General features: G+C 61.5%; 18 protein-coding genes. 10 read left to right on the top strand and 8 right to left on the bottom strand.

From position 1 onward, the window contains the following. Positions 1-70: 70 nt before the first annotated feature. The gene (bglX, locus tag AC09SL_RS21485; RefSeq protein ID WP_058544299.1) at positions 71-2,362 is read left to right on the top strand and encodes a beta-glucosidase BglX; all 2,292 of its coding nucleotides are present in this window, start codon (positions 71-73) and stop codon (positions 2,360-2,362) included. 127 nt (positions 2,363-2,489) lie between these two features. Here the strand turns inward: bglX and AC09SL_RS21480 are convergent, their stop codons facing one another. From AC09SL_RS21480 to AC09SL_RS21460, 5 genes are all read right to left on the bottom strand, one after another. Next, on the bottom strand, positions 2,490-3,647 hold the full coding sequence (locus AC09SL_RS21480) for a phospholipase D-like domain-containing protein (protein WP_058544298.1): 1,158 nt from the start codon (positions 3,645-3,647) through the stop codon (positions 2,490-2,492). Between the two features lies 1 nt (position 3,648). Next, positions 3,649-4,239: a YceI family protein gene (locus AC09SL_RS21475; protein ID WP_058544297.1), complete on the bottom strand. Its 591-nt coding sequence runs from the start codon at positions 4,237-4,239 to the stop codon at positions 3,649-3,651. Between the two features lie 222 nt (positions 4,240-4,461). Beyond that, positions 4,462-4,773 carry a hypothetical protein gene (locus AC09SL_RS21470; RefSeq protein WP_058544296.1) on the bottom strand — a complete coding sequence of 104 codons (312 nt, stop codon included), beginning with the start codon at positions 4,771-4,773 and terminating at the stop codon, positions 4,462-4,464. After that, positions 4,770-5,864, bottom strand: a complete 1,095-nt coding sequence (locus tag AC09SL_RS21465) for a serine hydrolase domain-containing protein (RefSeq protein WP_058544295.1) — start codon at positions 5,862-5,864, stop codon at positions 4,770-4,772. The genes AC09SL_RS21470 and AC09SL_RS21465 overlap by 4 nt, the downstream gene beginning before the upstream one ends. Positions 5,865-6,386: 522 nt before the next feature. After that, entirely contained in the window at positions 6,387-7,271 is an 885-nt protein-coding gene (locus tag AC09SL_RS21460) for an acyl-CoA dehydrogenase family protein (RefSeq protein WP_058545942.1), read from the bottom strand. A gap of 153 nt (positions 7,272-7,424) precedes the next feature. Here AC09SL_RS21460 and olsB point away from each other — a divergent pair, with 153 nt between their 5' ends. Then, positions 7,425-8,180: an L-ornithine N(alpha)-acyltransferase gene (olsB, locus tag AC09SL_RS21455; protein ID WP_003198679.1), complete on the top strand. Its 756-nt coding sequence runs from the start codon at positions 7,425-7,427 to the stop codon at positions 8,178-8,180. Next, entirely contained in the window at positions 8,180-8,974 is a 795-nt protein-coding gene (locus AC09SL_RS21450; RefSeq protein WP_058545941.1) for a lysophospholipid acyltransferase family protein, read from the top strand. Before olsB ends, AC09SL_RS21450 begins: the two co-directional genes overlap by 1 nt. Positions 8,975-9,026: 52 nt before the next feature. Here the strand turns inward: AC09SL_RS21450 and AC09SL_RS21445 are convergent, their stop codons facing one another. Continuing rightward, positions 9,027-9,611: an acyl carrier protein phosphodiesterase gene (locus AC09SL_RS21445; RefSeq protein ID WP_058545940.1), complete on the bottom strand. Its 585-nt coding sequence runs from the start codon at positions 9,609-9,611 to the stop codon at positions 9,027-9,029. Between the two features lie 154 nt (positions 9,612-9,765). Here AC09SL_RS21445 and AC09SL_RS21440 point away from each other — a divergent pair, with 154 nt between their 5' ends. From AC09SL_RS21440 to AC09SL_RS21425, 4 genes are all read left to right on the top strand, one after another. Then, positions 9,766-10,068 (top strand): ArsR/SmtB family transcription factor, encoded by a 303-nt coding sequence (locus AC09SL_RS21440; protein ID WP_014336977.1) that lies wholly within the window; start codon positions 9,766-9,768, stop codon positions 10,066-10,068. 17 nt (positions 10,069-10,085) lie between these two features. After that, positions 10,086-11,252 (top strand): MFS transporter, encoded by a 1,167-nt coding sequence (locus tag AC09SL_RS21435; protein WP_057449692.1) that lies wholly within the window; start codon positions 10,086-10,088, stop codon positions 11,250-11,252. 33 nt (positions 11,253-11,285) lie between these two features. Next, positions 11,286-12,335, top strand: coding sequence for an alkene reductase (locus AC09SL_RS21430; RefSeq protein ID WP_058545939.1), 1,050 nt, complete (start codon positions 11,286-11,288; stop codon positions 12,333-12,335). Positions 12,336-12,623: 288 nt separating this feature from the next. After that, complete coding sequence (locus AC09SL_RS21425; RefSeq protein WP_058545938.1) at positions 12,624-13,130, top strand: hypothetical protein; 507 nt, start codon at positions 12,624-12,626, stop codon at positions 13,128-13,130. A 191-nt stretch (positions 13,131-13,321) separates the two neighbouring features. Here the strand turns inward: AC09SL_RS21425 and AC09SL_RS21420 are convergent, their stop codons facing one another. After that, the gene (locus AC09SL_RS21420) at positions 13,322-13,954 is read right to left on the bottom strand and encodes a TetR family transcriptional regulator (protein ID WP_058545937.1); all 633 of its coding nucleotides are present in this window, start codon (positions 13,952-13,954) and stop codon (positions 13,322-13,324) included. Between the two features lie 264 nt (positions 13,955-14,218). Here AC09SL_RS21420 and AC09SL_RS21415 point away from each other — a divergent pair, with 264 nt between their 5' ends. Genes AC09SL_RS21415 through adeC form a run of 3 tightly spaced genes read left to right on the top strand, consistent with a single transcriptional unit; the run spans position 14,219 to position 19,998 of the window. Further along, positions 14,219-15,376 (top strand): efflux RND transporter periplasmic adaptor subunit, encoded by a 1,158-nt coding sequence (locus AC09SL_RS21415; protein ID WP_058545936.1) that lies wholly within the window; start codon positions 14,219-14,221, stop codon positions 15,374-15,376. 3 nt (positions 15,377-15,379) lie between these two features. Further along, a complete protein-coding gene (gene emhB, locus AC09SL_RS21410) occupies positions 15,380-18,544 on the top strand; it encodes an efflux RND transporter permease subunit EmhB (protein ID WP_058545935.1) in 3,165 nt (1,054 codons plus the stop codon). Next, positions 18,541-19,998, top strand: a complete 1,458-nt coding sequence (adeC, locus tag AC09SL_RS21405; RefSeq protein ID WP_064107050.1) for an AdeC/AdeK/OprM family multidrug efflux complex outer membrane factor — start codon at positions 18,541-18,543, stop codon at positions 19,996-19,998. Before emhB ends, adeC begins: the two co-directional genes overlap by 4 nt. Before the next feature lie 211 nt (positions 19,999-20,209). On the opposite strand, the gene AC09SL_RS21400 is transcribed toward adeC, so the two are convergent. Next, positions 20,210-20,560, bottom strand: coding sequence for a DUF6124 family protein (locus AC09SL_RS21400; protein WP_058545934.1), 351 nt, complete (start codon positions 20,558-20,560; stop codon positions 20,210-20,212). Positions 20,561-20,953 lie beyond the last annotated feature (393 nt).

Genomic DNA, 20,953 nt, shown 5'->3' with positions numbered 1-20,953 from the left:
GCCGCTCCTCACATTTTGGCTGACCGGCGTGGTGTGATCCCCGCCCTTTAGGCTTGCGAGAAAATTATTCATGAAGAAGCTGTGTATGCTGGGCCTGTTTATCAGTCTGGCCAGTCAATCCGTATTTGCCGACAACCTGCCAGCCCCCATAGAGAACAAGGACGCGTTCATCAGCAACCTGATGAAGCAGATGACCCTCGAAGAGAAGATCGGCCAATTGCGCCTGATCAGCATCGGCCCGGAAATGCCCCGGGAGATGATTCGCAAGGAAATCGCCGCCGGCAACATCGGTGGCACGTTCAACTCCATCACGCGCGCTGAAAACCGTCCGATGCAGGACGCGGCCATGCGCAGCCGGTTGAAGATCCCGATGTTCTTCGCCTATGACGTGATCCACGGCCACCGCACGATTTTCCCGATCCCCCTGGCACTGGCCTCGAGCTGGGACATGGACGCGATCTACCACTCCGGCCGCATCGCGGCCAAGGAAGCGGCCGCCGACAGCCTGGACATCACCTTCGCGCCGATGGTCGACATTTCCCGCGACCCACGCTGGGGCCGAACCTCCGAAGGTTTCGGCGAGGACACCTACCTGGTGTCGCGCATCGCCGGGGTGATGGTCAAGGCGTTCCAGGGCAACGGCGCCAACGCGGCCGACAGCATCATGGCCAGCGTCAAGCACTTCGCCCTGTACGGCGCGGTGGAAGGCGGCCGGGACTACAACATCGTGGACATGAGTCCGTTGAAAATGTACCAGGACTACCTGCCACCCTACCGCGCCGCCATCGACGCCGGTGCCGGCGGGGTGATGGTCGCGTTGAACTCCATCAACGGCGTACCGGCCACGGCCAACACCTGGCTGATGAATGACCTGCTGCGCAAGGAATGGGGCTTCAAGGGCCTGGCTGTCAGTGATCACGGCGCGATCTTCGAACTGATCAACCACGGCGTAGCCAAGGACGGTCGCGAAGCGGCGAAACTGGCGATCAAGGCCGGCATCGACATGAGCATGAACGACTCGCTCTATGGCAAGGAACTGCCAGGCTTGCTCAAGGCCGGTGAAATCGAGCAGAGCGACATCGACAACGCGGTGCGCGAAGTGCTCGCGGCGAAATATGACATGGGCCTGTTCAAGGATCCGTACCTGCGCATCGGCAAGGCCGAGGATGATCCGGCCGACACCTACGCCGAAAGCCGCCTGCACCGCGCCGACGCCCGTGACGTGGCGCGCCGCAGCCTGGTCCTGCTGGAAAACCGCAACCAGACCCTGCCCTTGAAGAAGACGGCGAAGATCGCCCTGGTCGGCCCGCTGGCCAAGGCACCGATCGACATGATGGGCAGTTGGGCCGCCGCCGGGCGTCCTGCGCAATCGGTCACCCTGTTCGACGGCATGACCCGCGTCCTGGGCGCTGACTCGAAGCTGATCTACGCCCGTGGCGCCAATATCACCGACGACAAGAAGGTGCTCGACTACCTGAACTTCCTCAACTTCGATGCCCCGGAAGTGGTGGACGACCCGCGCCCGGCCCAAGTGCTGATCGACGAAGCGGTAAACGCCGCCAAGGACGCCGATGTGGTGGTGGCCGCCGTGGGCGAGTCCCGTGGCATGTCCCATGAATCGTCGAGCCGTACCGACCTGAACATTCCGGCCAGCCAACGCGAGCTGATCAAGGCCCTGAAGGCCACCGGCAAGCCGCTGGTGCTGGTGCTGATGAATGGCCGGCCGCTGTCGTTGCTGGAAGAAAAGCAGCAGGCCGATGCGATCCTGGAAACCTGGTTCAGCGGCACCGAAGGCGGCAACGCCATCGCTGATGTGCTGTTCGGCGACTACAACCCATCGGGCAAACTGCCGATCACCTTCCCACGCTCGGTGGGGCAGATTCCGACCTACTACAACCACCTGAGCATCGGCCGGCCATTCACCCCGGGTAAGCCGGGCAACTACACCTCGCAGTACTTCGATGACACCACCGGCCCGCTCTATCCGTTCGGCTACGGCCTGAGCTACACCGAGTTCAGCCTGTCGGACATGGTCCTGTCGTCGACCACGCTGAACAAGACCGGCAAGCTCGATGCCAGCGTGACGCTGGAAAACACTGGCAAGCGTGACGGCGAAACCGTGGTGCAGTTGTACATCCAGGACGTGACCGGCTCGGTCATTCGCCCGGTGAAGGAACTGAAGAACTTCCGCAAGGTGATGCTCAAGGCCGGCGAGAAGAAAGTCATCCACTTCACCATCACCGAAGACGACCTGAAGTTCTTCAATGCCCAGCTCCAGTACGCTGCGGAGCCGGGCAAGTTCAACGTACAGATCGGCCTGGATTCCCAGGATGTGAAGCAGCAGAGTTTTGAGTTGCTCTGATCCCAGGCAACACAAAACCCATGTGTGGAGCTTGCTCGCGATAGCGTCAGATCAGTCACATTGATATCGACTGACACTCCGCCATCGCGAGCAAGCTCGCTCCCACAGTTGTATCTGGGTGTTCGGGCTAGCCCCGGCGATCCAACAGGTTCACCACCAACCGATCCACCAACCCCCACACCCGCTGCTTGAAGCGCTTCCACAACGGCCGGCGCTGCCAGGCGTCGAGGCTGACTTGCAGGCTCTGGGTGAAGTCCCGCTCGAAACTGGCCGCCACTGCACTGCTGAGCCTGGAGTCCAGGGCTTCGAGGTTGGCCTCCAGGTTGAAACGCAGGTTCCAGTGATCGAAGTTGCAGGAGCCGATGCTGACCCAGTCGTCCACCAGCACCATCTTCAGGTGCAGGAAACACGGCTGGTATTCGAAGATTTTCACGCCAGCCTTGAGCAGTCGCGGGTAGTAACGGTGCCCGGCGTAGCGCACGGACGGGTGATCGGTGCGCGGGCCGGTCAGCAGCAGGCGCACGTCGATGCCGCGGGCGGCGGCCTTGCGCAAGGAACGGCGCACGTTCCAGGTCGGCAGGAAATACGGTGTCGCCATCCAGATGCGTTTCTGGCCGCTGTTCAATGCCCGCGACAGCGATTGCAGGATGTCGCGATGCTGGCGGGCGTCGGCATACGCCACCCGGCCCATGCCCTCGCCCACCGGCGGTACGCGCGGCAGGCGTGGCAAGCCGAAGTTGGACGCCGGTTTCCAGGCTCGCCGATGGCGGTTGGCGAGCCATTGGCGGTCGAACAGCAACTGCCAGTCGAGCACCAGCGGGCCGACGATTTCCACCATCACTTCGTGCCACTCACTGCGGTCGTCGAGGGGGTTCCAGAATTCATCGGTCACCCCGGTGCCGCCGACCACGGCCAGGCGTTGGTCCACCAGCAGCAGCTTGCGGTGATCCCGATAGAGGTTGCGCACCCAGCGGCGCCAGCTCAGGCGATTGTAGAAACGCAACTCCACCCCGGCGTCGGTCAGACGCTTGCGCAGGGCCAGGGTAAACGCCAGGCTGCCGTAGTCATCGAACAGGCACCGCACGCGAACACCACGCTCGGCGGCCTGGACCAGTGCTTGGACCATCGCCTCGGCGCAAGTGCCTGCCTCCACCAGATAGAGTTCCAGCTCGACCTGTTCCAGGGCTCGGGCGATTTCCACCAGCATGCGCGGGAAGAACTGCGGGCCATCGACCAACAGCTCGAAGCGATTGCCTTCACGCCAGGGAAATACCGGGCCGCTCATGTCAGCGCGCCGTGAAAATCAGCACCGCACTCACCGGCACCGAGAGGCTGATGGCTGATAACCCAGCCAGGTTTCGCAGCTTTTCCAGCCCCGGTGCCAGATCGAAATCCGCCGCGTTGAGCACCACCGGTTCCAGGGTCACCACTTGGAAACGTCGCTCGTCCAGGCGCGTGGCCAGCAGTTCGACCGGGTACTCATGCTGCTTGCCGTGCAGGTCCACCGTCAGTGGCAGGCGCAATTCCAACTGCGCGCCGTTGGCCAGATCCTGGATCGGCACCAGGTCGATCTTTGCGGTGACAGTGGCTTCGGCAAATTGCTTGATCTCGAACAACTCGGCCCGCATGCGCTCATCGCGCAGGGGAATGCCGCTGTTGATGGATTCCAGTTCCACTTCCAGGCGCGCCAAGCCCTCGGGCTGGACTTGACCGTGCAACACCAGGAAACGCTGGACCTCGGAGACATTGCCGTTTTTGCTGCTGATGAATGACAGCCGCGACGATTCGCTGTCCAGGTACCAGTCAGCCTGGGCCGGCAGCGCGGCGCAGGCCAGCAGCAAGCTGGCGGCAGCGTGAGGGAAAAACCGCTTGAACATACACACTCGGAGGGTAGATAAACCTGTGGCGAACCTTAACCGGGCCGAGGGCGCTTGCAAACTGTCTGGTGCAACAACGGCCAGGAAGACACAGAACCTGTGGTCAAGGGACTCATTTGTGGGAGCAAGGCTTGCCCGCGATGGCGTTCTCGGAATCGCCATCGCGGGCAAGCCTTGCTCCCACACTAGGATCGGCGTCAGGCCTTGTTCCCAACAGTTAGCTCAGGGCTCCAACCGACACCCCTGCCGCTCCCCCATCCACCGCGCACTGTTGCTACGCCCCAACCCGCTGACGGTGATGCGTTTGGCTTCAGCGGTCTCGAGAAAATCGCTGATGGGCACCGACTGCTTCACATAGCCACGGCAGTAGTCCGCCGATTGCTCCATCACGTAGCGGCACGAGCAGTACTCCTTGGCGGTGTAGGCACTGATGATGTCGGGGAAAGCCCGCAATGCCACCCGCTCCAGCCAAACCCAACTGAACAGGGCAACGAGCAGCACCGACAGCAGGCTGAGCAACACTTTGCGCTTCATGGCTGCACCGCCCCGGCGAACGCCGCCATGGTGCGCTTGAGCAATTCGTTATGGCGATAGCTGCCGTCGCGGTCGTCGCCATAGCGCACGATCACCAGTTTGGCGCTGGGGATGACGTACAGCGCCTGGCCCCAATGGCCCAGCGCGGCAAAGGTATCCGGCGGCGCATCGGGCCAGGGATGGATTGCCGGATCGGCGGCGCGGTTGAGCCACCAATGCCCGCCGGGCACGGCTTCGTCCTGGCCAGCCTGGAAGTAGGCGAACGGCTGGCGATTGAACGCGACCCAAGCCTTGGGGATCAGTTGCCGTTCGCCCCAGCGACCGTCCCGCTGCATCAACAACCCGACACGCGCCAGGTCTCGCGCGGTGAGGTAGGCATAGGACGATCCAACGAACGTGCCGCTGGCATCGGTTTCCCAGGTGGCGTGGTGGATGCCCAGGGGGTCGAACAATGCCGTCCAGGGATAGTCGGGGTAGCGCGCCGGGCCGACGATGGTTCTCAAGGCCGCCGCCAGCAGGTTGCTGTCACCGCTGGAATAACGGAACGCCTGCCCCGGCGGGCTGGCGCTTTCATGCTGCGCAGTGAACGCCGCCATGTCATGACGCCCACGGGTATAGAGCATCGCCACCACCGAAGAGTTGAGCGGCGCGTATTCGTAGTCCTCCTGCCAGTCCAGGCCTGAGGCCCAGTGGAAAAGATCGGCCAGGGTCAGGCCCGGGTGCCGGCTCAGTGGCGGGTAGTACTTGGCTGCCGGATCATCCAGGGCAAAGCGCTTTTCCCCGTAGGCCACGCCAAACACTGTTGCCAGCAGGCTTTTGCTGATGGACCAGGTCAGGTGCGGAGTCTGGGCAGTGGTCGGCCCGGCGTAACGTTCATAGGCCAGCCGACCGTCCTGGATCACCAGCAGCGCATCGGTGCGGATGCCCTCGCGGCTCGCATCGTCCCGGGGTGGGAAGGCGTATTGCTCCAAGGCTTCGATGGCCGGCCCGCTCGGGGTCGGGCCAATGGGCCATTGCTCGCCGGGCCAATCTTCGGCGTGGGCGCTCAGGTTGAGCAAGAGCAGCGGGATCAGGAACCAGCCTTTGGACATGCTTGAGGCTCGCAGGATTGAACCTTCAGAGCCTATTCAGACTTGATGACAGTTTCGAGGCTTGTATCGACAGTACCAACGCCATCGCGGGCAAGCCTTGCTCCCACAGGTGCAATGCCAAATGACAGTCTGTTGTAGACCTGTGGGAGCAAGGCCTGCTCCCACAGGCTCAGTGCCAAATGACAGACTGTTGTAGACCTGTGGGAGCAAGGCCTGCTCCCACAGGCTCAGTGTCAAATGACAGACTGTTGTAGACCTGTGGCAGCAAGGCCTGCTCCCACAGGCTCAGTGCCAAATGACAGACTGGTGTAGACCTGTGGGAGCAAGGCCTGCTCCCACAGGCTCAGTGCCAAATGACAGACTGGTGTAGACCTGTGGGAGCAAGGCCTGCTCCCACAGGCTCAGTGCCAAATGACAGACTGTTGTAGACCTGTGGGAGCAAGGCCTGCTCCCACAGGCTCAATGCCAAATGACAGACTGTTGTAGACCTGTGGGAGCAAGGCTTGCCCGCGATGAGGGCCTTCAAATCAATGAGGATCCCAACGCCTTGGCCAACCGCTTGGCCCGCGCCCCCGCCCCAATCTCCATCACTCCTTTGTCCCGCGTCCACATCTCGCGCCACGCCGCAGGCCCAGCGTTCAACGCATCGTTCAGTTCACCATCGAGCCCCTGGAATTGAGCGAACAACCCGCCCAGCAGCACATGCCCGACCGCACTGGAAGGGTTATGCCGACTCACCTCCGCGCAGCCGGCGAGCAACGCCAGCAGGCGCAATTGCAACGCCTGGGGCCAGGCACATTCCTGCCCGACGCCATACAACCAGGCGGTCATCGCACTGAGCACATAAAGGTCTTCCAGGGTGCGGAACGGTTTGACGTAGGCGTCCCACCCGTCGCCCGCCAGCAACTCGCACAGCGCGCCGTCAAGCAGGACGCGGCCATGGCTGATGTCCGGCATCAGGGCAATGGCGGGCAGTTTTTCCAGGGTCACGCCGGGCTCACCCGCATAGGCCACTGCCAGGTTCAGCCGTGGCGTTTCACCGGGTGCTTCGCAGCGAGCGGCAATCAGCAGCCACTCGGCGGCGTCGCCGGCGGTGACGAAATCCTTGCGTCCGCTCAGGCGCAAATCGTCGAGACGGGTTTGCATGTCTGCCGGGCGCAGGCTGCGCTGTTCGGTGGCACACAAGGCGCCGAGGCTCTGGGGCGCGCTGGGCCACAGCACCCGCAGCGCCGCCTGGTAACCCACCAGGAACGCCAGGCCCGGTGTCGCCATCAACCGCGCCCCGGTGACGGCCAGTTCGAACGGCGTTACCGGCCCCAAGCGTTGCAACAACGCTGAATATCCTTCGGCCAGGTCCGGATGGGCGGGCAGGCGCTCGCCGCGTTCGATCAGGGTGTGCCAGGGCATGGGGGGCTCCTCGAGGGCTGTCATATAAGCATCACCAAAGCTTCATGGCGATGACACCGGGGCTACATAGCCTGACTTTGCACAACATGGCTGCATAAAGAAAGTCGATTGGCTCAACCCAAGACGGGAGCACATCCCGCACGGAGATTCGCTATGACCCAGATCGCCCGCATCAGCGACACCGGCAATGAACGCCGCCTGCAAGCCGAACGCCTGATCGGCGCCCAAGCCTTGCAAGAAGCACAGGCCCTGCGTTTCAACGTCTTCAGCGGCGAATTCAACGCCAAGCTCAAGGGCGCGGAAATGGGTCTGGACATGGATGACTATGATGTTCACTGCGCCCACATTGGCGTACGCGACCTGAACACCGGCCGCCTCGTGGCGACCACTCGCCTGCTCGACCACCAGGCCGCCAGCAGCCTGGGCCGGTTCTACAGCGAAGAAGAATTCAGCCTCCACGGCCTGGTCCATCTCAAGGGCCCGATCCTGGAAATCGGCCGTACCTGCGTCGACCCGGCCTACCGCAACGGCGGCACCATCGCCGTGCTCTGGGGCGAACTGGCCGAAGTCCTGAACGAAGGCGGCTACAGCTACCTGATGGGCTGCGCGAGCATTCCGATGCAGGACGGCGGTATCCAGGCCCAGGCGATCATGCAACGCCTGCGCGAACGCTACCTGTGCACCGAACACCTGCAAGCCGTACCGAAAAAACCCTTGCCGACCCTGGACGTGCCGTCCAACGTCATCGCCGAGATGCCGCCGCTGCTCAAGGCCTACATGCGCCTGGGCGCGAAGATTTGCGGCGAGCCGTGCTGGGACGAGGATTTCCAGGTGGCCGACGTGTTCATCCTGCTCAAGCGCGACGAGCTCTGCCCGCGCTACGCCCGCCACTTCAAGGCAGCGGTCTGATGAGCCGGCTGCGGGTGTACGCGCGAATCGCGCGAGTATTGCTGGTGGTGGCGCTGGGCCTGAGCATGGCCAGCGTGTTCGGCCTGTTCGAACGTGCTGGGATCGCCCACTCGATGGTCCGTCGCCAGCGCTGGTCGCGGTTCTTCATGGCACGGCTGAGCCGTGCCCTGCCCTTTTCAGTCACCGTCCACGGTCAACTGCCGCATCGGCCGATGCTGTGGGTCAGCAACCATGTGTCCTGGACCGACATCCCGTTGCTGGGGATGCTCACGCCGCTGTCGTTCCTGTCCAAGGCCGAAGTGCGCACCTGGCCGGTGGCCGGATGGTTGGCAGCCAAGGCCGGCAGCCTGTTTATCCGGCGCGGTTCGGGTGACAGCCAGTTGATCCGCAAGCAAATGAGCCGCCACCTGGAACAGGCCCATCCGCTGTTGATGTTTCCGGAAGGCACTACCACCGATGGCCGTACCTTGCGCACCTTCCACGGTCGCTTGTTGTCGGCGGCCATCGATGCCGATGTCGCGTTGCAGCCGGTGGCGATCCGTTACCTGCGCAACGGTGAACCGGATTCACTGGCGCCGTTCATTGGCGATGATGATTTGCTGTCGCACCTGATGCGCTTGTTTGCCAATGATCGGGGCGAGGTGGAAATCCATCTGCTGGAACCGATTGCCTGCCACGGCCAGGAACGCGCGGCACTGGCCTTCCAGGCGCAGCAGGCGGTGCACAAGGCTTTGTTCGGGGCACTTCCAGAGAAACAGCAAGCGCCGATGCGACCTGCTGCGATTGCGGCCTGATCCTGGATCTCCGTGGAGCCCCCTGTGGGAGCGAGCTTGCTCGCTCCCACATTTATTCCTGCGGTGTGACTTGGTTTTGAGCAAAATCCTGCAGTTGCGGGTAGAACAACCGAAAGTCTTCGCTCAACGGCTCATAGAGCCTGATCAACTCCGGCATCGCTCCGGCCAGCTCCTCGGGGCGGGACAGGCGGCGGGAAATGCCGCGCAGTACCTGCCCAAGCACCTCGAACTCCCGATAAGACCCCAGCCAGTCATCCGCCGCCATAAACGGCGCGATGTGCGCCAGGCGTCCCGGCAGCTGCGGTTCGGTGCCGAGTACCTGGTACACCCGGGAAGTGAAGTCCAGCAGCGGCCCTTCACCGTACAACGGCCAGTCCCGGGCCAGGCAGTGGTCGAAAAACACGTCGAGCACGATCCCGGCATAGCGCCGTCGCACCGTGGAAAAGCGCGACAGGGCGATGTCCACCAAGGGATGGCGGTCGGTGTACATGTCGATGCGCCGATGCAGGGCAATCGCCGCTTCGATTCGTGAGTCATAGAGCCCTTGCAGCGGGCCCTTGACGAAGTCGCCGTAGAGGCTGCCGAGCAGTTGTTCCCGGCCAGGGCCGCCGAGGTGCAGGTGCGCGAGATAGTTCATGGCCGCAGCTTAGCACCACCACGCCAATATCGTTATAACCCGATATAGCGATTTGTTCGATATTCAGATCAAATCCATATTGGTATATCGCAAAATAACGATTTAAGGTTCGCTCCATCGCGATATAGCGTTTTACTCACTCCGAGCTGCCACCATGACCCTCGACCTCGACGAAATAATAAAAGCCCTGGCACACCCAGTACGGCGAGACATCCTCAACTGGCTCAAAGACCCCAAGGTCCAGTTCCCTGAACAGTTGCACAACCACGAATTCGGCATTTGCGCCGGGCAGATCGACCAGCGTTGCGGCCTGTCGCAATCCACGGTGTCTGCGCACTTGGCGGTGTTGCAACGGGCGGGGCTGATCACCAGCCAGAAGGTCGGTCAATGGCACTTCTTCAAACGCAACGAGGACGTGATCCAGCAGTTCCTCAAGCAAATGAGCCAAGAGCTCTGACCCGACAAGGACCCATCATGCCCCTCTCACTCCTGATCCTGGCCCTGAGCGCCTTCGCCATCGGCACCACCGAGTTCGTCATCATGGGCCTGCTGCCCGACGTGGCGGCCGACCTGGGCGTGTCGATTCCTGGCGCCGGCTGGCTGGTGACCGGCTACGCCCTGGGCGTGGCCATCGGTGCGCCGTTCATGGCCCTGGCCACCGCGCGGCTGCCGCGCAAGGCTGCCCTCGTGGTGTTGATGGGGATTTTCATCGTAGGCAACCTGCTCTGCGCCATCGCCAGCGACTACAACGTGCTGATGTTCGCCCGGGTCGTCACGGCCCTGTGCCACGGCGCGTTCTTCGGTATCGGTTCGGTGGTGGCTGCCGGCCTGGTGGCGCCCAACAAGCGCGCCTCGGCCGTGGCCTTGATGTTCACCGGCCTGACCCTGGCCAACGTGCTCGGCGTACCACTGGGCACCGCACTGGGCCAGGAAGCCGGCTGGCGTTCGACTTTCTGGGCAGTGACTGTCATTGGCGTAATTGCGCTGATCGGCCTGATCCGCTTCCTGCCGGCCAAGCGCGATGAAGAAACACTCGACATGCGCTCGGAACTGGTGGCGCTCAAAGGGGCCGGCCTGTGGCTGTCCCTGAGCATGACCGCGCTGTTCTCCGCCTCGGTGTTCACCCTGTTCACCTATGTCGCCCCGCTGCTGGGTGAAGTGACCGGCGTATCGCCCCGAGGCGTGACCTGGACCCTGGTGCTGATCGGCCTGGGCCTGACCCTGGGCAACATCATCGGCGGCAAGCTGGCGGACAAGAGCCTGGCGAACACGCTGATGGGCGTCTTCCTCACCATGGCCGTGGTGTCCACCGTACTGAGTTGGACCAGCGTGGCGTTGATCCCCAGCGAAATCACCCTGTTCCTCTGGGCCACTGCCTGCTTCGCCGCCGTGCCGGCCCTGCAAGTCAACGTGGTGACCTTCGGCAAAGATGCGCCCAACCTGGTGTCCACCCTGAACATCGGCGCCTTCAACATTGGCAACGCCCTGGGCGCCTGGGTCGGCGGCAGTGTCATCGACCATGGCCTGGGCCTGACCTCCGTGCCCCTGGCCGCCGGCGCGCTGGCCGTGCTGGCGCTGCTGGTCACCCTGATCACTTTCCGCCAGGGCGGCAATGCCGACCTGGCACCGGCAACTCACTGACTTTTAATCCTTCCACTTTCGAGGTTGTATTTCATGGCGACTATTTTCGACCCCATCAAACTCGGCGACATCGAGCTGAAGAACCGCATCATCATGGCCCCGCTCACCCGCTGCCGCGCCGATGCAGGCCGCGTGCCCAACGCGCTGATGGCCGAGTACTACGTGCAACGCGCATCCGCCGGCCTGATCCTCAGCGAAGCAACCTCGGTCACACCGATGGGCGTAGGCTATCCGGACACCCCGGGCATCTGGTCCAACGACCAGGTGCGCGGCTGGTCCAACGTCACCAAGGCGATCCACGGCGCCGGCGGCAAGATCTTCCTGCAACTGTGGCATGTGGGCCGGATCTCCCACCCGTCGTACCTGAACGGCGAAACCCCGGTGGCGCCCAGCGCGATCCAGCCCAAGGGCCACGTAAGCCTGGTCCGTCCGCTGGCCGACTACCCGACCCCACGCGCGCTGGAAACCGCTGAAATCGCCGACATCGTCGATGCGTACCGCGTCGGTGCCGAGAATGCCAAGGCCGCCGGTTTCGACGGCGTGGAAATCCACGGCGCCAACGGCTACCTGCTCGATCAGTTCCTGCAAAGCAGCACCAACCAGCGCACCGACAACTACGGCGGCTCCCTGGAAAACCGTGCCCGCCTGCTGCTGGAAGTGACCGACGCGGCCATTGAAGTCTGGGGTGCCGGCCGGGTTGGCGTGCACCTGGCGCCACGCGCCGACTCCCATGACATGGGTGACGAGAACCGCCTGGAAACCTTCAGCTACGTGGCTCGCGAGCTGGGCAAGCGTGGCATCGCCTTTATCTGCTCCCGTGAGAAAGAAGGCGATGACAGCATCGGCCCGCAACTCAAGCAGGCTTTCGGCGGCCCGTACATCGCCAATGAACGCTTCACCAAGGACAGCGCCAATGCCTGGCTGGCCGAGGGCAAGGCCGATGCCGTTGCCTTCGGAGTGCCGTTCATTGCCAACCCGGACCTGCCGGCACGCTTGAAAGCCGATGCACCGCTGAACGAGGCGCATCCGGAAACGTTCTATGGCAAAGGACCGGTAGGCTACATTGATTACCCGGTAATGTAAGTGCTCCGCTGCCTTATATGAAGAAAGCCTCGGCATCAAAAAACGCCGGGGCTTTTTTATGTTTAAAAAACGGAGTAAACCGACAACAAAAATTCACCACCAACGTTGCGACACATAAAAAAACAACCCGAAAGGTCGGCACTATAGATTGACACCTCTAATCACGCCAATAATAGAAACGCTGAACAGCGACAAATATAAAACCATGTCGCTGGCAACCACCTGACAATATTTAATCAAACATATCATGCAGACCCAAACATATCTGCGCTCACGGAAGAGCCCATCATGACCCACATTAAGCGTTTTATCCTGGCTGCTGCATTGGCTCCGGCATTTATCACCAGCGCCATGGCGGACACAGCCGTGCTCGTTCAGGTCACGAACAACACTTCAGATACTTTGAAGCTGAAACACCTCTCGGTCCTCCCACCCGATTACCCAATCTCAGATTATGACGTATCGCCGAAAAAGTTACGGAATATAAACATCCCCTTCCAAAGGGGATTCACTTACCCAGCGTCCGGCTGGCAACCCACACTAAGAAGAATATCGCCCATCCAGCTCAACCTGGCTTATGAAGTCAACGGCCATATCTGCCAACTTGCCACTCAACTCGAAGTTCCCATTATTCCTGGTTGGTCGGAGCCCAGCTACAGCCCTCACTGGAGCAAAACAGTCAACTCTTCTGGTAATAACAACTACAGTTGCAAAGCCGTCATTTCCCAAAAAATGTCTGAAGTGCCGTTCAGCTACACCGTTAATCTGACGATCGACGAAAACAACCCGACCTGATCAGACTCACCTAGGGAGGGTGACCGAGACGCGACTTAACCAATGCGCAACAATTTCCCTACAAAATAGCCGATTCGCCGCCTGTCAAAGACGCTGCGGTGCCTATATAAAGTACCCCGCCGGGATGAGTGCCCAGCGAGGTACCTCTGGATCGGCTATTGACACAAACCGACGCAATCACCCATTTTGTTTCATTTGCGCAGGCTGGGGCTCAAGTGCAGCATGTCCAGCCCGATCTCCACCCAGCGCTCGGCCTCAGCCGCCAGGGCAAAACTGTCCGGGGCCAGTAGCCACTGGTACAAGATGCCGTCGATGTAGGCATGCATGGCAACTGCCGCCCTTTCGGGATCCAGATCATCCGGCAACTGGCCGCGTTTCATCGCATTGCGCAACGACAGGGCGATGCGCACATTGCAGTCGAGACTCACCTCGCGTCGCTGCTGTCGCAAATCGCACATTTCATCGGTGAATTCACACTTATGGAACAGGATCTCATTAATGCGTCGGGTTTTCGGGTCAAGGGCCACTTGCTGGAACAACCGGACCAACAGCTTGCGAATACAGCCCAGCGGATCAAGCTCCTCTTCACTCTCACTGGCACGGGCCAACTCATCGAGCGGCTCGTGCAGGGTATCGAGCATGGCCTGGAGCAGGTCCGCCTTGTTGCTGAAATGCCAATAGATGGCACCACGCGTCACACCAGCCAGTGTCGCGATATCGGCCAGGGTCGTGCGCGCCACGCCTCGCTCGAAAAACGCCTTTTCGGCGGCTTCAAGTATCTGGCTGCGAGTCTCCTGGGCTTCCTCTTTGGTACGACGGACCATGGCAGTAAACACCTCAAGCAGGATGCGTCAGCAATGCGTAAGAATCAGCTGAACAAAATATGAGGCGACGTCTCTTGGAGCGCGCCTCTGATCTATACAGGCCTTTGTCAGGCTTTTGTAAATACGGATGTTACGCAATTGGGCTGTTTACAAACAACCATGTACGTAAGTATATTTCTTAGCATCCTACTAATTGAAATAGTGCGCCTTTTACCTTTCCACCTTTCGAGTGCGCCAGTTGCGCGCCTGGACCCGAGGATTTCCATGCAATTCAAGCCAGCTGTTACTGCCCTGGTTACCGCCATCGCCCTGGCATCGCTGCTCAGCGGATGCAAAAAGGAAGAGGCTGCACCTGCTCCTCCGCCGCCTCAGGTTGGCGTCGTAACCCTCAAGACCCAGCCCTTCACCCTGACGTCGGAGCTTCCGGGGCGCACCAGCGCATTCCGCATCGCGGAAGTACGGCCACAGGTCAACGGCATCATTCTCAAGCGCCTGTTCAAGGAAGGCGCTGACGTCAAGGCCGGCCAGCAGTTGTACCAGATCGACCCGGCCGTCTATGAAGCGAACCTCAAGAGTGCCGAGGCCAACCTGCGCTCCACCAAGTCGATTGCAGACCGCTACAAGCAACTGGTGGATGAACAGGCGGTGAGCCGTCAGGAATACGACACCGCCGTGGCCAACCGCCTGGAGTCGGAAGCCAACCTGCAGACAGCCCGGATCAACGTGCGCTACACCAAGGTCTACGCGCCGATCTCCGGCCGTATCGGTCGTTCCTCGGTGACCGAGGGCGCGTTGGTGAGCAATGGTCAGGCCGACGCCCTGGCAACCATCCAGCAACTGGACCCGATCTACGTCGACGTGACACAGAGTTCGGTCGAGTTGCTGCAACTGCGCCGTGAGCTGAAGAGTGGTCGTTTGCAGAAGGCCGGTGACAATGCCGCCATGGTCAAGCTGACCCTGGAAGACGGCAGCCAATACCCACACGAAGGCAAGCTGGAATTCTCCGAAGTGTCGGTCGACCAGACCACCGGTTCGGTGACCTTGCGCGCCGTGTTCCCGAACCCGGACCACACGCTGCTGCCGGGGATGTTCGTCCATGCACAACTGCAGGCCGGTGTGAACAGCGCAGCGATCCTCGCCCCGCAGCAAGGCGTGACCCGCGACCTCAAAGGCATGCCAACTGCCCTGGTGGTAGGCCCGGACAACAAGGTCGAGTTGCGTCAGCTCAAGGCCAGCCGCACTGTCGGCAGCCAGTGGCTGATCGAAGACGGGCTCAAGGCCGGCGACCGCCTGATCACCGAAGGGTTGCAATACGTACGGCCGGGGGTGGAAGTCAAAGCCACCGAAGCCACCAACGTCGATACCAAGAACCCGGCCCCCGCTCAGGCAGCTGATAAAGCAGCCGGCGGTAAAGGGGAGTAAACCATGTCGAAATTTTTTATCGACCGTCCGATTTTCGCCTGGGTGATTGCCCTGGTGATCATGCTGGTCGGGGCTCTATCGATCCTCAAATTGCCGATCAACCAGTACCCGAGTATCGCGCCACCGGCCATTGCGATCCAGGTGACCTATCCGGGTGCGTCCGCGCAAACCGTGCAGGACACCGTGGTGCAGGTGATCGAGCAGCAGCTCAACGGTATCGACAACCTGCGTTATGTCTCGTCGGAAAGTAACTCCGACGGCAGCATGACCATCACCGCGACCTTCGAGCAGGGCACCAACTCCGATACCGCGCAGGTCCAGGTCCAGAACAAGCTGAACCTGGCCACCCCGCTGCTGCCGCAAGAAGTGCAGCAGCAGGGTATCCGCGTGACCAAGGCCGTGAAGAACTTCCTGATGGTGATCGGCGTGGTGTCGCGCGATGGCAGCATGACCAAGGACGACTTGGCCAACTACATCGTGTCCAACCTGCAAGACCCTATCTCGCGTACCGCCGGTGTCGGTGACTTCCAGGTCTTCGGTGCCCAGTACGCCATGCGGATCTGGCTCGACCCGGCCAAGCTGAACAATTTCAACCTGACGCCGGTGGACGTGAAAAACGCCATTGCCGCGCAAAACGTCCAGGTCTCGTCCGGCCAGCTCGGCGGCTTGCCTGCCCTGCCCGGCCAGCAACTGAACGCCACCATCATCGGCAAGACTCGTCTGCAGACCGCCGAGCAGTTCAAGGCGATCCTGCTCAAGGTCAACCCGGACGGTTCGCAAGTACGCGTCGGCGATGTTGCCGATGTGGGCCTGGGTGGTGAGAACTACAGCGTCAGCGCCCAGTTCAATGGCGCCCCGGCGTCGGGCCTGGCGGTAAAGCTGGCCAACGGCGCCAATGCCCTCGACACGGCCAAGGCCCTGCGCAAGACCATCGACGACCTCAAGCCATTCTTCCCGCAGGGCATGGAAGTGGTGTTCCCCTACGACACCACGCCGGTGGTGAGCGAGTCGATCAAGGGTGTGGTTGAAACCCTGGTCGAAGCGGTCGTGCTGGTGTTCCTGGTGATGTTCCTGTTCCTGCAGAACTTCCGCGCCACCATCATCACCACGATGACCGTGCCGGTAGTACTGCTGGGTACTTTCGGGATCCTCGCGGCATTCGGCTTCAGCATCAACACCCTGACCATGTTCGGCATGGTGCTGGCTATCGGCTTGCTGGTGGACGACGCCATCGTCGTGGTGGAAAACGTCGAACGGGTGATGAGCGAAGAAGGCCTGTCACCCAAGGAAGCCACCAAGAAATCCATGGGCCAGATCCAGGGCGCCCTGGTGGGTATCGCCCTGGTGCTTTCGGCGGTACTGCTGCCGATGGCGTTCTTCAGCGGTTCCACCGGGGTGATCTACAAGCAGTTCTCCATCACCATCGTCTCGGCCATGGCCCTATCGGTCATGGTGGCTTTGATCTTCACCCCGGCCCTGTGCGCCACCATGCTCAAGGCGATCCCCAAGGGTGAGCATGGCACACCGAAACGCGGTTTCTTCGGCTGGTTCAACCGCAACTTCGACCGTGGCGTACGCAGCTACGAGCGCGGTGTGGGCAATATGCTCAAGCACAAGGCCCCATACCTGCTGGCCTACGTGCTCATCGTGGTTGGCATGATCTGGCTGTTCACCCGCATCCCGACGGCGTTCCTGCCGGAAGAAGACCAGGGCGTACTGTTTGCCCAGGTACAAACGCCGGCGGGCTCCAGTGCCGAGCGTACCCAGGTTGTGGTGGACAAGATGCGTGAGTTCCTGCTGCGTCCCAGCAAGGACGGCGGTGAAGGCGATGCCGTGGCCTCGGTATTTACCGTGACTGGCTTCAACTTCGCCGGTCGCGGCCAGAGCTCCGGCATGGCGTTCATCATGCTCAAGCCGTGGGACGAGCGTAACGCCGACAACAGCGTGTTCAAGCTCGCCGCCCGCGCCCAACAGCACTTCTTCACGTTCCGTGATGCCATGGTGTTCGCCTTTGCTCCGCCAGCGGTATTGGAGCTGGGTAACGCCACCGGTTTCGACGTGTTCCTGCAGGACCGTGCCGGCATTGGCCACGACAAGCTGATGGAGGCACGCAACCAGTTCCTGGGGATGGCTTCGCAGAGCAAGATCCTGTCCCAGGTGCGTCCAAACGGCCTGAACGACGAGCCGCAGTACCAACTGGAAATCGATGACGAGAAGGCCAGCGCGCTGGGCATCACCTTGTCGGACATCAACAACACCCTGTCGATTGCCCTGGGCAGTAGCTACGTGAACGACTTCATCGACCGTGGTCGGGTGAAGAAGGTGTATGTGCAGGGTCAACCCAGCTCTCGCATGAGCCCGGAGGACCTGAAGAAATGGTACGTGCGCAACAGCGCCGGGACCATGGTGCCGTTCACCGCGTTCGCCAAGGGCGAGTGGGTCTATGGCTCGCCCAAACTGGCCCGATACAACGGCGTGGAAGCGATGGAAATACTGGGCGCCCCCGCCCCGGGTTATTCCACTGGCGAAGCCATGGCCGAAGTCGAAGCCATCGCCAAGAAGCTGCCGGCCGGTGTTGGTATTTCCTGGACGGGCCTGTCCTACGAGGAACGTCTATCGGGCTCCCAGGCGCCAGCGTTGTACGCCTTGTCGCTGCTGATGGTGTTCTTGTGCCTGGCAGCGCTGTATGAGAGCTGGTCGATTCCGATCGCGGTCATGCTCGTGGTCCCCCTGGGGATCATCGGTGCCCTGATGGCGACCAGCCTGCGCGGCCTGTCCAACGACGTTTACTTCCAGGTTGGCCTGTTGACAACCATCGGCCTGGCGGCGAAAAACGCCATTCTGATCGTCGAGTTTGCCAAGGAACTTCATGAGCAGGGCCGCACACTGGTGGAAGCCGCCATCGAAGCCTGCAGGATGCGTCTGCGGCCAATCATCATGACGTCCCTGGCATTCGTCCTCGGGGTAGTCCCGCTGGCCATCTCCACCGGAGCCGGCTCGGGCAGCCAGCACGCCATCGGTACCGGCGTGATTGGCGGTATGCTCACCGCTACCATCCTGGCAATCTTCTGGGTGCCATTGTTCTTCGTGACGGTGTCGTCAATGGGTCGTCGCAAACCTATCGACCAGGACGACACTCCTGAAACTTCTAAAGAGGCTGGCCAATGAGCAAGTCGCTACTCTCCCTGACCATCGCCGCCGTCGTGCTCAGCGGCTGCTCGCTGATCCCCGACTATCAGCGGCCCGACGCACCGGTCGCGGCGCAATACCCGCAAGGCCCGGCCTACGAGTCGGCCAATGCGCCTGGCCAGGCCGCCGCCGAGCAAGGCTGGAAACAGTTTTTCCATGACCCGGCGTTGCAACAGCTGATCCAGGTCGCCTTGGAAAACAACCGCGACCTGCGCGTCGCGGCGCTGAACATCGATGCCTACGCCGCGCAATACCGCATCCAGCGCGCTGACCTGTTCCCGGCGGTCTCGGCCACCGGCTCCGGCAGCCGTCAGCGGGTACCGGCACGGGCTTCGCAAACCGGTGAAGCGGCCATCAGCAGTTCGTACTCGGCGACCTTGGGCATCAGCGCCTATGAACTGGACCTGTTCGGTCGGGTTCGCAGCCTGAGCGAGCAAGCGCTGCAAAGCTACTTCGCCACCGAAGAAGCCCGTCGCAGTACGCAGATCAGCCTGGTAGCCAACGTCGCCAATGCCTATCTGACCTGGCAGGCCGACAAGGAACTGCTCAAGCTGACCCAGGAAACCCTTGGAACCTACGAGCAAAGCTTGAAGCTGACCTCGCGCAGTGCCGAAGTCGGCGTGGCCTCGGCCCTGGACCTGAGCCAGGCGCGCACCGCCGTGGAAAACGCCCGTGTGCAACTGGCGCGCTACACCCGCCAGGTCGCCCAGGACGAAAACAGCCTGACCCTGCTGCTGGGCACCGGGCTGCCGGCCAACCTGAACTCGCAACCGCTGAGCGATGACCTGCTCAGCGAAGTGCCGGCCGGGCTGCCGTCGGACCTGCTGCAACGTCGTCCGGACATCCTCCAGGCCGAACGCAACCTGCTGGCCGCCAACGCCAACATCGGCGCCGCACGGGCCGCGTTCTTCCCGAGCATCAGCCTGACGGCCAACGCCGGCACCTTGAGCCCGGACCTGTCCGGCCTGTTCAAGGGCGGCTCGGGCACCTGGACCTTCGCGCCGCAAATCAACCTGCCGATCTTCAACGCCGGCAGCCTGCGTGCGAGCCTGGACTACGCCAAGATCCAGAAAGACATCAACGTCGCGCAGTATGAGAAGTCGATTCAGACAGCGTTCCAGGAAGTCTCCGACGGCCTGGCCGCGCGCCAGACCTACAACGAACAGTTGCAGGCCCAGACCGACTTCGTCACCGCCAACCAGGACTACTACCGCCTGGCCGAGCGTCGCTACCGCATCGGCGTCGACAGCAACCTGACCTTCCTCGATGCCCAACGCCAGTTGTTCAGCGCGCAACAATCGCTGATCACTGACCGTCTTGCGCAACTGACCAGTGAGGTCAATTTGTACAAGGCACTGGGCGGTGGTTGGAATGCCCAGACGGGCAAGAACGAACCGGTGAAAGAAGAAGCGCCGAAGATGAAGCTGTTCTGATTGATGTTTGAACGCTGAACATGAAGCCCACCGAAAGGTGGGCTTTTTGTTTGTGCGCGCTTTAATGCCAGCCTATGTGGGAGCAAGGCTTGCCCGCGATGGAGGCGATGCGGTCTTTCAGGAACCGAGGCGCCTGTTTCGCGAGCAAGCTTTACTCCCACAGCCCAGCGGGGCGATACGACGTTTCGCTAAATCCCCTCGCCAAACTTGGTTAACGCGGGTCGACGATATCCAGCGCTCGATTGGCCAACAGCTCACTCAAGTCAATCATCTGCGCCACACCGAGCGCGACATGCCGCCGCGAGCCTTCCAGATCGAACGCCAGGTCGTTGACCATGGCACTGGCTGAGGCCAGGGTTTCGCTGAGATTTGCTAGCAGGCATTCGGTGTCGAGGGTATCGATGACGGTGAACACTTGAGTTGAGGTTTTGGGTTTGGGATCAGGGTGGGTGCCCAGATGGTAATCGAGTGCTCGGTCTGCGGCCTCTTGGAGCTTTTCCGGATCGGGGTCGTTGTAGGGGAAGGTGCTCTCTGATGGCGAAGAAGGATGATGTTTTTTCATAACGGCGCTCCTGCATCAATTGGAGCCCGAGACGTGGGTCCGGGCGCTGGCGCCTAACGAATTCGGCGGGCTTGCAGTCCCGGTCGCTGGATTGGCAGCGACACGTACAAGCTAGAGATACCGCTTCCGAGCAGCAACCTTAAAACCTCGTCGGAAAAATCGCCGCGTCTGTCAGACCGGCCACAAATCCTGTGGGAGCAAGGCTTGCCCACGATGGCGGCCTTACGGCTGGCCAAGATTTTGTTGATCGGGTACATATCCATTGCTGCGGTAACGGCTGCTTAGGGTTCCGCCCTTACGGCGGCTCACTTTTGAAGAGCCCGGAAGCCGGCCCAGTCAAAAGTAAGCAAAACGCTCCTGCCCCACCACTCGGTGCCTCGCCTAGGCTCGGCA

The organism is Pseudomonas sp. PF05 (assembly GCF_056521845.1).
This window is presented reverse-complemented; position numbering and strand designations above follow the sequence as displayed.